Source organism: Streptomyces sp. NPDC002125 (assembly GCF_053593715.1).
The window spans coordinates 55070-67716 of sequence record NZ_JBSFDD010000030.1; the positions used below are offsets into that span (position 1 = coordinate 55070).

The 12647-nt window shown below is 68.9% G+C and carries 13 protein-coding genes; 7 read left to right on the forward strand and 6 right to left on the reverse strand.

What is annotated here, in order from left to right:
- Positions 1-95 precede the first annotated feature (95 nt).
- A complete protein-coding gene (locus tag ACWCQM_RS34480; RefSeq protein WP_450919063.1) occupies positions 96-710 on the forward strand; it encodes a hypothetical protein in 615 nt (204 codons plus the stop codon).
- Here the strand turns inward: ACWCQM_RS34480 and ACWCQM_RS34485 are convergent.
- The gene (locus ACWCQM_RS34485; protein WP_450919064.1) at positions 626-1243 is read right to left on the reverse strand and encodes a protein kinase domain-containing protein; all 618 of its coding nucleotides are present in this window, start codon (positions 1241-1243) and stop codon (positions 626-628) included. The two genes, ACWCQM_RS34480 and ACWCQM_RS34485, sit on opposite strands and share 85 nt — an antisense overlap.
- Positions 1129-1428 (reverse strand): hypothetical protein, encoded by a 300-nt coding sequence (locus tag ACWCQM_RS34490; protein ID WP_450919011.1) that lies wholly within the window; start codon positions 1426-1428, stop codon positions 1129-1131. The genes ACWCQM_RS34485 and ACWCQM_RS34490 overlap by 115 nt, the downstream gene beginning before the upstream one ends.
- A 357-nt stretch (positions 1429-1785) precedes the next feature.
- Between ACWCQM_RS34490 and ACWCQM_RS34495 the strand changes: the two genes are divergently transcribed.
- Positions 1786-1914 carry a hypothetical protein gene (locus ACWCQM_RS34495; protein ID WP_450919012.1) on the forward strand — a complete coding sequence of 43 codons (129 nt, stop codon included), beginning with the start codon at positions 1786-1788 and terminating at the stop codon, positions 1912-1914.
- Positions 1915-1930: 16 nt separating this feature from the next.
- Here ACWCQM_RS34495 and ACWCQM_RS34500 read toward each other — a convergent pair whose 3' ends face one another.
- On the reverse strand, positions 1931-2275 hold the full coding sequence (locus ACWCQM_RS34500; protein WP_450919013.1) for a hypothetical protein: 345 nt from the start codon (positions 2273-2275) through the stop codon (positions 1931-1933).
- Between the two features lie 809 nt (positions 2276-3084).
- On the opposite strand from ACWCQM_RS34500, the gene ACWCQM_RS34505 reads away from it, so the two are divergent.
- Positions 3085-3378 (forward strand): hypothetical protein, encoded by a 294-nt coding sequence (locus ACWCQM_RS34505; protein ID WP_450919014.1) that lies wholly within the window; start codon positions 3085-3087, stop codon positions 3376-3378.
- A 154-nt stretch (positions 3379-3532) separates the two neighbouring features.
- On the opposite strand, the gene ACWCQM_RS34510 is transcribed toward ACWCQM_RS34505, so the two are convergent.
- Positions 3533-4327, reverse strand: coding sequence for a hypothetical protein (locus ACWCQM_RS34510; RefSeq protein ID WP_450919015.1), 795 nt, complete (start codon positions 4325-4327; stop codon positions 3533-3535).
- Between the two features lie 910 nt (positions 4328-5237).
- Between ACWCQM_RS34510 and ACWCQM_RS34515 the strand changes: the two genes are divergently transcribed.
- Positions 5238-6659: a hypothetical protein gene (locus ACWCQM_RS34515; RefSeq protein WP_450919016.1), complete on the forward strand. Its 1422-nt coding sequence runs from the start codon at positions 5238-5240 to the stop codon at positions 6657-6659.
- Positions 6660-6776: 117 nt separating this feature from the next.
- On the forward strand, positions 6777-8111 hold the full coding sequence (locus tag ACWCQM_RS34520; protein ID WP_450919017.1) for a DUF4241 domain-containing protein: 1335 nt from the start codon (positions 6777-6779) through the stop codon (positions 8109-8111).
- A gap of 863 nt (positions 8112-8974) precedes the next feature.
- Here ACWCQM_RS34520 and ACWCQM_RS34525 read toward each other — a convergent pair.
- Together ACWCQM_RS34525 and ACWCQM_RS34530 are read right to left on the reverse strand one after the other, a co-directional pair.
- Positions 8975-9406, reverse strand: coding sequence for an RNHCP domain-containing protein (locus tag ACWCQM_RS34525; RefSeq protein WP_450919018.1), 432 nt, complete (start codon positions 9404-9406; stop codon positions 8975-8977).
- Positions 9407-9426: 20 nt separating this feature from the next.
- A complete protein-coding gene (locus tag ACWCQM_RS34530; RefSeq protein WP_450919019.1) occupies positions 9427-9807 on the reverse strand; it encodes an RNHCP domain-containing protein in 381 nt (126 codons plus the stop codon).
- A gap of 780 nt (positions 9808-10587) precedes the next feature.
- On the opposite strand from ACWCQM_RS34530, the gene rsgA reads away from it, so the two are divergent.
- Entirely contained in the window at positions 10588-11703 is a 1116-nt protein-coding gene (gene rsgA, locus ACWCQM_RS34535; RefSeq protein WP_450919020.1) for a ribosome small subunit-dependent GTPase A, read from the forward strand.
- 17 nt (positions 11704-11720) lie between these two features.
- Complete coding sequence (locus tag ACWCQM_RS34540) at positions 11721-12467, forward strand: SAM-dependent methyltransferase (RefSeq protein WP_450919021.1); 747 nt, start codon at positions 11721-11723, stop codon at positions 12465-12467.
- The last annotated feature ends 180 nt before the right edge of the window (positions 12468-12647 follow it).

Consider the following 12647-nt stretch of genomic DNA (forward strand, 5'->3'; position numbering starts at 1 on the left):
TCCACAGAGCCACTTGCTGTGATTGGTGACCCTGCGTCGCAGAATCTGCTTCGGGATAGGCAGTTCGGCAGTTCGACGTGTCAGAGGTGGGTGACATGATCGGGTCTGTGGAGCGTGACACAGCCGATCGGATCCAGGGGATCACCTTCGTGGAACACGTCCGGGCGCGTCCCGCGATGTACTTCCGGGTGGACAAGGGCAGTCCTGAGCTTCCGACCGAGGTTCTTCAGCAGGTGGTCTGGGACGCCCTGCACCACAGCGACGGTACACATGGCCAGATCAGTGTGGAGATCGGCTCGGACCTGAGCTTCGTTGTAGAGGATGATCGACGCCATGCTGCTGATGAGCAAGGCAGGCCGCTTCCCGGGTTCTTCGATTCCCTCCTCGACCAGAGGAGATGGGCGCCCGCTGCGGCCGCAGCTCTCAGCGTCCGTACGGTTGTCGAGGTATGGCTGGACGGACGGGGCTACCGCCAGGAGCTGGCTCAGGCGACGCCGATCGGCGTCTGGGAAGCCTTCGGCACGCCCAGGGTCTCCGGCACTCGGACCACCTTCCACCTTGACCCGGCGTACTGCGGTCCCGACGAGGCCATTGCCTGGTCATTGCTCCCAGACGAGCTGCACGGTCACGAGTGTGACGCGCTCCCCTCACCAGTGACGTTCCCGATTCGCGACCTGCGTACGGAGGTCGAGAACTCACTCGGCGAGTAGAACGCGTTTGCGCAACAGTGCGAACCCAGCCCCGGCTCGTGGAACAGACACAGGGAAGCGTTTCTCTGCTCCCCTCGGGGTGCTAGTTGTTGCGGGGCAAGAGGTGCTGACGCTGTCGGTGAGGTTTCGGGTCCTGGGGTCCCAGAGTCCGTCCGCCTTGCCGCTGGCGAGGTGGTCGGCGTAGACGCCGACCGCGAGAACACATCGCTGGCCGGGGTGAGTTCGCGGCCCTCGGCCTGTTCGGGCGACATGTAGGCGGGGGAGCCGACCAGCCATCCGGTGTGGGTGATCTCCGTGCCACCCTCACTGTCGGTCGCCCTCGCGATCCCGAAGTCGATGACCCGGGGCCCGTCCGAGGCGAGGAGTACGTTCGAGGGCTTGAGGTCGCGGTGGATCAGTCCGGCGCGGTGGATCTCGGTCAGGGCCGTGGGGAGCCCGGCAGCGAGCCGTGCTGCTGTCCCGGCCGGCAGCGGCCCTGTTTCCGCGACGACGGTCTCAGCGGCGGGCCGGGGACGAAGACCGAGGCGAGCCAGGGCAGCGGCGCGCCCGCGTCGGCGTCCACCACGGCCGCCGTGTAGGCGCCGGACACCCGGCGGGACGCCTCTACCTCACGGGGGAAGCGCGATCGGAAGCCCTCGTCCTCCACGGACTGCGAGCGCACCACCTTGCCCGCCACGAGGCGGCCGTCCGGTGTCACGCCGAGCAGAACCCTGCCCATACCGCCCCGTCCGAGCTCGGCAACCAGTCGGCAGGGGCCGGCGACCGGCCGGTCGTGCTCCGCCAGCAATCCATCGTCGGCCCCTGTCGGATATCCCGGTCTACCCGCGGGCGGGAGTAACGCCTGCTCTCCACAACCCACTTGTAGGACCCACGGGGCATGAGGAGGGCTGTGTCCTGGCCTCCCGGGGCACAGCGATTCCTGGGATCGGGAATTCGGATCCCGATGGGTGCCGAGGAGGATTCGGTCCTCGTGGAGCTCTTCCGCGCTGCGAACCGGCGCCCTGTGGGGCACCAACAGCACCCTGCGCCTGCTCCAGCGCCTTCCGGCGCGAAGTACGGGCTCACCGATGCTCCGGTGATTCACGAGGCGTGGACGTCGGGCGCGACGGAGAACTTCCTCGACCCGCTGCGGAAGCTGCTGTCCGCCGCCCGGGACGAGGCGATCGCACCTGTCCCGAGCTCGCCCAGCAGAGAATCGGTCTGACCGGGGTGGTGGGGTGTCAGTTGAAGATGACGGAGCGTACCTTGAGTCGTTCCGTGCCTCCTCCGGTCTGCGGGCGCAGGGTGAAGGAGTCGCCCTGGCAGTTGAGGTCGGTGAAGACGGTCGCCCAGGCGTCGGTGCGGTTCTTGGGTGAGTGGCCGGGCTCGGGGCTGTTCTGGTCGACCCCGGGAAGGTCGAGGCACTGGTCGCTGGGCGGGTTGTTGAGGAACCCTGTGGCCTCGTACCCCTCCGTGGTCAGGTAGTCGTAGCGGAACTGTCCGCTCGCGGCCGAGGCGGAGGCAGGCGTGGCGGCGATGAGCAGGGCGGCGCCGAGTACGGCGGTGAAGGCGGAGCGAAGACGCATGGTAGGTCCTTCTGCTGGTGGGGGCGTTGCCATGGCCCTTCCTGCCCGGTGCGCCGAGCTGGCACCTGTGCGTCACCCATACGAGCGGTGAGGAAACGAACCTGCATTCCCCCAAAGAGCCGTCAGGGCTTGCGACCGGACGCGGCTGATCGTCGTGGTGAAACTCGCACAACCCGACATCGAGCCGTGCGACGACTGTCGCCCGCAGACCGGCCTGAGCAGTCACACAGAACGGGCCCAGCCAACCCCAGGAAGCCGACGGAGTCCTACGCCGCCGCATAGATGTGCGCGCCCCTACCCCGCCACTCCACCCCCTCCGGCCGGTCCAGCAGCTCGTCCGTCCCAGTGCGTTCGCTGAACACCTGCTTCGAGTCGCGGCGAGGGTGCGGGAGCGAGAACAGGCTGTTCCCGGAGACTGTCAACGCCCTTCCCTATCGCCGATGGGCCGAAGAGGTGACAGCCGCACCATGCTCCAGCGCGTCAGTGTCCGGGCGCCCCTCCGCGGACCGAGAGTGAAGGGGATGCGCACCGGTCGGGCCATGGGCGGCGCCAGCCGTCTGCGGCTCCGGGATGAGGCCGTGCACCCCTCTCCGGGGCCACACGGCGCGTCTCCTCTCTGAAGTGGAGTGATCCGCATGGCTCGGGCCCGCCGTCTGATTCTGGCTCCGCCCTCCACGGTCTGGCGACTTCTCTGCGATGGCTACCGTTACAGAGAGTGGGTAAGCGGAACGCGGCAGATCCTCGCCGCTGACCCCCACTGGCCGGACGTGGGCGCCCGGCTGCAAGTCCGCGTCGGCGCAGGCCCACTGGTGATCGACGACACGTGCGTCGTCCGCATCTGCGAGCCACAGCGCCGCTTGGAACTGGAAGCGAAGGCAGATCCCTTCGGCGCGGCCCGCATCGCGATGCATCTGATCCCGTGGGCTGAGCACACCCTCCTCCAGCTGGACTGGCACCCCCTCCGGGGCCCCGGCACGCGTATGCACGGCCTCCCCGTGGACTACGTCGTCGGCATCCGTAACGGGGCGATGCTCACCAAGTTCGCCCGGATCGCCGTGCGCGAACACAATGCGGATACTCAGGACGCGCCACGCCCCAGCTGACAGGCCCTCCGACGCCGTAGGCGTGCTGTAACCAGCATGGAGGGAGTCGCACCCGGGAGAATTGAGCCGGATTCTGCCGCCCCGGTAACCTCGCCGTGCAGTGGGCGGGCAGTGCGTTCACGGCCCTGCGCTCCCCTGCTGTGCGGGTCGGTGTTCAGGCGCCGGCGGCCTTGCTCACCTTCTCTGCGAGAACAGCGGTCATCGGCTCGTCCGGCCCCGGTTCCGGTGCGAACCCCTTCACCTGCTCGGCAGGAAGGTTCCCAAAGACGTCGGAGGTCTGCACCGAGGCGATGACACCTCCTGCCCGGACGACGGTGACCAAGGCGTAGCTGCTGGATCCCAGGTCCCCGGAACGCGACTTCGTGCGGGCCAGCATGCGGTAGCGCACGGCTTCTTCGCCGAGCGCGGAAACCGGCAGTGTCTCGGTGGTGACGGAACCGGTTCCATAAGCATTGCGGACATGGAAGCGGCCGCAGTCCTCCACGGTCCGGCGCAGTTCCGCCATGCGGGCGCGCGCCAAGTCCACCGGATAGCTGGTGAGCACGGTCTGCCTGGGCCACAGAGCACCGTCACCCAGGTACATGATCGACCATGCGGAAGCCGACTCACCGCGCTCGGGCGCGTTCTGGCGCGGAGTCTCTCGCAGAACCAGGCAGGCCGCAGGCTCGCCCGTCTCCGCGGCTCCGGCATCAGCGGCGGCGGCGCCGACTCGCGAATCGCTTCCCGTGATGGTGAAGCCCGTCGCCTCCGCTTCGGTGAGCAGGGCGGCCTTGAGCTCAGCAGCCGTAAGAGGCGCGGCATGGCCCATCGTCTCCGTCGCCACCGGCTTCCGCTCGGCGGCCTCGGCTGTTCCGGCCGGACGCCCGGCATCCGAGCAGGCCGCACTCAGCCCGAGCAGGGGCAGAAGGGCGGTGGCCGAGAGCCGTCTTCGTACCTTGCGACGCAACATCAACTGGGTCCCTCCGGGGCGCGGCGTGGGCGGGAGGCGCACGCGCGACTGAACCATAGGACTTGAGCGTGAACGGTCGGAGCGGCGGAAGCACTCGGTCCGTCTCCTCCGCGGCGCCGTGGCGAGGCCGGACGCGGCAGCAGCGGAGATATCCGTACCGCTGGATCGCTCATGGGCAACGGACGGTCGAGAACCGATGACCTCCGGACAATCGTCTCCAGGCCCTCCACGACCACGGCCCACATGTCCTCGGCCCTGTCCTGGTTTTCGGGTACACAGTCCTTCCACGCCCGCGTCGTTGCCTGGCCAGAGGGGCAGATCGGGGTGTTCGGCCGCGGTTACGGCGTTCGACGGGCCGGGAGACAGCGGGGCCCGCGCAGCAGCACGGTCGGCCTGCCCCACATCGGTGTCTGCACCTGTGGCCATGGGTGCCTCCGTGAGGTGTCAGTTCGCCAAACGCGTGGTCAGGGTCATTGCGGCAGCTCGGCGTCGTCCGCCCGGCGGAGCATCTCGGCTGCCGCCGGATGGACTGCGGGGGCGTTCCTGGCACCCGGGAGGCCAGGTAGGCGTCGAAGTCCCGATACCCGGCATGACCGGCGGGACCGGGGGCGGCGGCTGATGCACGCCGGTGGCGCCCGCGGCCAGCTGCAGGCGTGGGTGAAGGCGTGCAAGGTGTCGATCCAGTCGGCCTCGGCGAGCTCCCGGCCCGGAATCCGCTCGCCGGCGTACCTACGGATCCACCCGGCGTACAGGGCCGTCAGGTGCTCCACGGCCGGAAGACGGCGGTATCAGTACGGAGGGTGACAGACCCATTCGAAGTGAACGAGGGCATCCGGTGGAGACGCCGTGACAGGATGCCGACGTTCACCGGACAGCTGGATGTAGTCAACTCAAGCGAAAAATAGGGAAGATGAAGATATTTCGGCGGCGCGGAGCCTCTCAGGACCAGGATCGTACCGAGCAGGCGATCCAGGAGTACCGGACGGCCTACGAACGAGGGCTCGCCGCCGAGCAGAGCCAGGGGCCGGCGCAGGCGCTGGCCGAGTTCGCGCGGGCGCAGCACGCTCTGGACCGTTTGGACGCCGTCTCCCCGGACCTGCCGGAGGTTCCCCAGGCCAGAGCGGGATTGCTCTACGCCATGGGACGGGCCAGGACTGATGTCGGAGACATGACCGGTGCAGTCGCTGCCCTGGACCAGGCCGAGGAGCTGTACCAGAGGCTGGAGGCTGAGCAGCTCGCCACCTGGAAGGAGGGTGAGCAGCGGGGTGAGCAGCGGGGTGACCTGCAGGAGACGGGTCCCGTTCCCGCGGTCCTGCTGACGGCCGATGTCAGGCTGCGAAGGGCCCGGGCCTATGCCGAGTGGGACCGTCCCTTCAGCGCGCTCAGCGATCTGGACATGTCCATCGGTGGGTACATGCGTGCGGGAGCCTTCGCTCCCCTCTCCGACCGATCCACGGACGCGGCCCGGATCCTCGCTGTCGGGGCGGACGTCCAACTTCGGGTAGGGGACCATGAACTGGCTCTGGAATGCGGCCAGGAGTCCCTCGCCCGATACCAGGAGGCGGGCCGGATCGGCCCTGAGGCGGTCCCGTACGCGATCGGTATCGCCGCCCCGGTCGTCTCCATGCTGGAGGCGGCACGTGGGCAGTGGGACGCGGCGCTGGCCGTGGACGGCGTGATTCTGGAGGCCGCGGAACTCAGCCGGGTCGGGAGCTCCGGGGCTCATGCCCGGATCGGTGTCCACCTGAGAGAGGCCGGGCGGGACGCGGAGGCGGCCGGACATCTGGCCATGGCCGCCCGCGGGTCGCATGATCGGATCGCCGAGATGGAGCGGGAGTTCGGGTCGGTGCTTGCGCCGAGTCTGCGGGAGGCACTGCTGGAAGCGGAGCGGACGGAGTCCACGAGGCTCGCGGGCGGGGTGCGGGCCGGAGCCCTGGATCCACTGGAGATCCGGACGCTGCGACTTTCCCTCTGCGGCGGGGACGGAGCCAGGTTCTCGGCTACCGGCCGGATGAACGTGGTCAACGCTGTGCCACGTCAGGTCACTTCGCTCACCCGGATCGGCCACCAGCTGATGGCATCCGACCGCCTTCCCGCAGCACTGCGCGTCCTCTGGGAGGCACTGCTCCTCTGCGATGCCGCCCGCCGCTGGACCACCGTGAACACCGGCGACTCCCCCGCGACCGTGCCGCTGCGCGAGGCCGAGGAGAGCGCCTTGGCCGGAGCGGCTGCTCTCGTCGACATACTGGAACGAGCCGGGGATCCGATGAGCGACGCGCTCACCGCCGACCTGAGGAACGCCAGGGAACGCCTGAGCCTGTCGGCACACTGACCGTCTGGGCTCCGGAGCAGGCCCGCCACCTACCCCATAGGGCCGTTGTCACAGGCAGCGGCTACCTTGCAGCTCAGCTCATCACGGAGCCGAGACAGGCAAGGAACAGGAGCGGCGATGGTCATCGAGGTGGGGTACGCGCGGGCATGGGACCTGGAGGCTTGTGCGCCCCGGTGGCCGATATCCGCGGAGGAGGCCCGGGAACGGGATGCCGCCGGCCTTCCGTACGTGGTGGTGTACCGGGAGCCGGGCCGGGAGGCTCCGCTGGAAGTCCGGCTCGTCTCCTGGCTGGACCACTACGTCGGGCTGTGGATCTACGACGCCCACGGCCGCCGCACCTACAGCCTGGACATGCGGCTGCTGGACGACCCGTCGCGGCTGCTGCGCCGGTACTCCGTCGGCTGGTACTACACAGGCCCGGAGATGGCGGAGTTCGACAAGGTGTGCCCACGCATAACGGTGGACCTCTTCCCGGATGGAAGGGGCCAACGGATAGAGGAGCGGCGGGGACAGGGCGGGGGCTCCCACATCACCTCGCCTCGACTCCGGGACGACGAGCTCTGGATGGACCGCCCCGCGTTCGGGGAGTGGCCGCTGCTCTCGTCCCAGGTGCACGAGCTCATCGAGCCGCCGGCCTTCGAGGCGGCCGAGGTGCCCGCGGCGGCCGAGTCAGATGACGGAGGCCTCCCTGCCACCTGCTGGCGTCCGCCACGCGCCGCGCGGCCCGGTCCGATCAACCAGTTGTTCCGGCCAGGCGTGCGCGTGACCGACGGGTACCACCCCGAGATGACCGTCGTGGACCCGCACCGGGTCGGCACCCTGTGCGTACCCAGCGGGCTGCTGGCTGTCTCCGGCCCGGACACCGACCACGGCAACGGGCCGCGCATCACGGTCCCCGTCCCTCCCGGGGAGTACGTCCTCGACGAGGCGCGAGTCCGCTTCACCTACCACTGCGAGTGGCGGAACGCCGAGGTCACCAGCACGGAGTGCACGGCCGTCCGACTGCTCGTCAGCGAGACCCCCGCTGCGACCTGGGAGATGGCCCTCGGTCCTGACGACGATCCGCGGCTGTTCATCGAGGAGCAGATAGCCGGCTTCGACACCGACGGCGCCACCGGCTGCTTCGCCGATGCCGGAGCCTGGGAGCCGCTCATCACGCTCTTCGAGCGAGGGCTGGTCCAAGGGGAGCCGAACCTGGACGGGTACAAGAACATCGACGACGGCTCCATGTTCATGCTGCGTACCTGGGACGGGGCTTCCGGCGGCGAGCTCATGGCCTTCGCAACGACCGGGGACGGTACCTACCCGGTATGGGTCGGCCGTTCCGAAACCGGCGACGTGACCGGCGTGGTAGTGCTTCTGCAAGGGATGCCCGAGCTGCTCCCGGAGCGGGACGGAACCCCAGCCGCCGCGGTCGCGCAGGAAGAGCCCGAGAAGCTGAGCCGTTCGTGAGAATCGCAGAGGACGACCGCCCAAGGCCGCTGTCGACGTGCTGGCACTACTGGATCGCCGTACCGACCGGGGACCAGACGGGAGTCATGGCGGCCCTGGGCCTCGTCCGCCCCGTACCCCCCTTGCGCAGGAACAAGCCGAGCGGCAGCGGATGGGTCTGCCGCCGACCTGGAACGAGAGCGAGCGCAACGACGAGGCCGAGGAGGAGTGGAAGTGGCGGGCGTTCGACATGGCCCCCGAGATCGCCACCGCTCTGGCATGAGTCCGCTCGCACTGACCGCATCGATGCGCGTGAACGGCGTCGGCGTTCTCGCGGAGACACCTGTTCTGGTGCGCTGAACACCGCACTCAGCACCTCGCCGCGGTCTTCTCGGCCTTGACGCCCTTCTGATGGGCGGGCCGGGCGTACGCCTCGGCGGAGGAACCTCGGTGAATCAGGCACCTACCGATAGAGGTCAACCGCGGTGGCTCCGTACGGTTCGCGTGGCCGGCCGGAGCTTCTCCGCCGTCGAGCTCATCTTCTGAGCGGTGGTTCTTCCCGAGCAAGTGGCTATGAGGACAGCGCCGAGCACGAGGAGGGCGGCAGCGACGGTGAGCGCGAGTGAGAGTGGAGTACGCCTCACGATGATGCGCCGACCACGCGGACACACTGACCGGCGGGGGCGTCGATCACAGGAGGCGGCACTCACAGTGCTCCGAGACCTGGAGAAGGGGCGAAGCGTACGAGCACATCCGCGCTCGTACGCTTCGCCCCTTCGTGCGGCCTTGTTGCCACACCGGCGGGAGCAGGGTGCGGAACGCCGCACGGAACGGGCGGCGCCTGCCCCGGTTCCACGGTTCGGGGCCGCGAGGTGCGGCTCAGGTCACAACCGGAGCAGCGTGCGGCGGGCGATGCTGGTGTCTCTCAGCGGTTTCAGGGCAAGGCGCACCAGGGTCAGTGCGTTGTCGTCGCCGGCAATCCGATTGGCGCTGAGCTCGCCGCAGGACTGGCACTGGTGAATGATCATCCATTCACCGTCGGGCCGCACGGACATGCTCAGTGGTTCCATCCGTCCACGGCAGGCCGCTGCCCGGTCACCCGGGATCCGGCGGTCGACATGCAGGCTGGCCAGACAGTTCGGGCAGTGATTGCGGTGGCTGGTGCCGGGCGCGTCCAAGGACACGTCCAGTCGGCAGCCCACGCACCTGAAATCGTGTCGCCGGTGCCCTCCCTGACGGTGCAGGACGTCTTTGTGCCGCTGTGGCCGTCGTGTTCCCCGCGTACGTCTGCTGGAGTCGTTCGCTCGTCTCGGCATGGGGTCTTCCTCCTCCCCGTTTACAGGTCGCCGAATGCTTCGAGCGGGAACGGTGGTTGTGCCAGCGGCCGCACGGCCATGCGCATCAGGATGAGCTGGTTGTCGTCGGTGCAGATCGGGTTGGAGGTCAGCTCGTCGCAGAGCACGCAACGGTGAATGACCATCCAGTCGCCGGTGCGCAGCACGGCGACGGAGATGGGCGACATCCGGCCCTGGCATTCGCTGGGGCCGCCCTCGACATGGTCGAGAATGTGCTGCGAGTGCAGGCACGACGGGCAGTGGTTTCGTCGTGTGCCGTCGCCAGTGGCGGCGGACACCGTCAGGCCGCACCACGCACAGGTGAAAGTGCCGGAGAGAACGGTGTGGGAGGTGTTGGAGAGAGTCTTGTCGGTACTGGACACCCGGAGGGCTCCTTGCTGAGAAGTCGGTCATGACAGCAAGAGCAGGCCGAGCGGCCTCGCCGAAGAGGCCCCCGTATGCCGCAGCGCGCGGGGACTACGGGGCGTGTGGGCAGGTCAGAGCACCAGGAAGCCGCATCCGGCAGCCGTCCGAGTGGGCCGGCGGCAGGAGGACGTGATGACTGAAGCCGCACAGCGAGGCACGCGCGGCGAAGGCCGGGGGCACAAAACTCACTCCTTCCGGGGCGCAGCAGGCCCGAGTAGCTCGACGGAACGCCCGACAGTAGCAAGGGCCCATGAACGGCGGTCAACGGATTATCGGGCTCGCCACCGCGGTGAACAGCGAAGACGTCGTGAGAAACGCGAGCCGGCGATGTCTGCCTCTGTTCTCGTCCCTGCCCGAGATCGCCGTGGTCGTCGGGAGGCGTCGTACGCATGCGATCGGTGCGGGTGATTCCTCTTACGGAAAAGAGCCAGCCCCGGATCGACATGCGCAAGGTTCCGAGGAGGCCAAGCTCTGTCCATGCGACAGCCCCGCATTGCCCGGCCTCGAAACAGGTCCACCGAAGATGCTAGGGTCTATGTGGAAGTGGTGACCAAACCACTCTTGGAGATCGGAGGAGATGCGCGATGACGGTCATGGTGACCACCGCTGTGTGCGGTGCCCGACTCGTTCGCATCTCTCGGGTCTCAGTCTGACCTTTCCTCTGCCAGCCTCCCCTCTGCGGGAGTGGTTCCGGCATGTCTGCCGTCCGGCGGGACCCCCTCACAAGGGTCTCCACCTTGTTTCACCAACACACTTCACACCCATCTCCTCTCTCCCACCCTTCGCGCGTCCTGACTCTGGTCGACTACGGCTGGGACACGGAGCGTGAGTCGTCCTTCGCCCCGTCGAGGGACGAAGGACTGGTCCCGGGCCGTGTCGTACGGGCCGAGCGCGGTCTGTGCGACGTCGTCGCCGAGACCGGCCCCGTCCGCGCAATGGTTCTCCCCTCGTCGGGTACCGGTGATCGGCTGACGCCGTGCACCGGGGACTGGGTGGCCGTCCGGCCGGCCGGCCCGGCGACCTCCGCCACCGTGGTGGAGGTGCTGGAGCGCCGGACCGCCGTGGTCCGCTCCACCTCCTCGCGCACCTCCCAAGCTCAGGTACTGGCCGCGAACGTCGACACCGTGGCGGTGGCCGTATCCCTGGCCGACCCGCTCAAGCTCGGGCGGATCGAGCGCATGCTCGCCCTGGCCTGGGACAGCGGTGCCACCCCTGTGGTGGTGCTCACCAAGGCTGACCGGCATGCCGACCCCGCCTCCGCGGCGGCCGAGTTGACCGAGGCCGCCCCGGGCGTGGAGGTGCTGGTCACCAGCGCCACCACCGGCGAGGGCCTGGACGTCCTCACCGCCGTCCTGTCGGGCACGGTCGTCCTGCTCGGGCCCTCGGGCGCGGGCAAGTCCACCCTCGGCAACCGCCTGCTGGGCGAGGACCTCCTGGCCACCGGCGCGGTGCGCGACAGCGACGGCAAGGGCCGGCACACCACCGCCTGGCGGGAACTGCTGCCACTGCCGCACGGCGGGGTCCTGCTGGACACCCCCGGCCTGCGCGGCGTCGGCCTGCACGAAGCCGACGAGGGCCTGGACCAGACCTTCGCCGAGATCACCGAACTGGCCCGGGACTGCCGCTTCGCTGACTGCGCCCACACCACCGAACCGGGCTGCGCCGTGCTGGCTGCCATCGAGGCCGGCCACCTCATCCAGCGGCGCCTGGACAGCTACCACCGGCTGCAGCGCGAGAACACCCATGCCGCCGCCCGCACCGACGCGCGGCTGCGCGCCGAGCTGGAACGGCCAAGGAAGCAGATCTCGCGCCATATTCGCGCCCTCAAGCAGTCCCCCCACTTCAAGGCATGACGAAAAGGAATCCGATCATGGACCTTCCCCGCATCTTCACCATCCGCGAGAGCGGCCACCGCATCCACAACCCGCTGACCGCGGACAAGTTCGCCACCCTGGGCGCATCACTCCGCCTCCCCGCCGGAACCCGGGTCCTCGACCTGGCCAGCGGCTCCGGCGAGATGCTGTGCACCTGGGCACGCGACCTCGGCTTCACGGGCACCGGGGTGGACATCAGCACGCTCTTCACCAAGCAGGCCCAGGCCCGCGCCACCGAACTCGGCGTCGCCGACCAGGTCGAGTTCGTCCACGGCGACGCCGCCGGCCACGTCGCCGACCAGCCCGTCGACCTGGCCGCCTGCGTCGGCGCCACCTGGATCGGTAACGGCGTCGCCGGAACAATCGAACTGCTGGAGCGCAGCCTGCGCCCCGGCGGGATGATGCTGATCGGCGAGCCCTTCTGGCGGCAGACCCCGCCGGACGAGGAGACCGCCAAGGCCTGCCACGCCACCTCCACCGCCGACTTCCTGGAACTCCACGGGCTGATCGGGCAGTTCCAGGACCTCGGGTACGACGTCGTGGAGATGATGCTGGCCGATCAGAACAGCTGGGACCGCTACGCCGCGGCCCAGTGGCTCAGCATGCGTCGCTGGCTCGACGAGAACCCGGACGACGACATGGCCTCCGAGGTACGGGGGGAACTCGCCACCGAGCCCGCCCAGTACGCGCGCTACGGACGTGAGTACCTCAGCTGGGGAGTCTTCGCCCTCATGAAGCGCTGACCCCCGCGACCCGGCGGGCCCGGACGGTATGCCGTCCGGGCCCGCACGGAACACTTCATCACCACGGCAATCAAAGCGAGGTAAGGGCACCGACCCCCTGCGCGCGTACACAAGGCGTTCGCCGCCGCGCGCACACAAGGCGGTCGCCGAGGGGCCGACTGAGTCGCCCGCTCCCCGGGT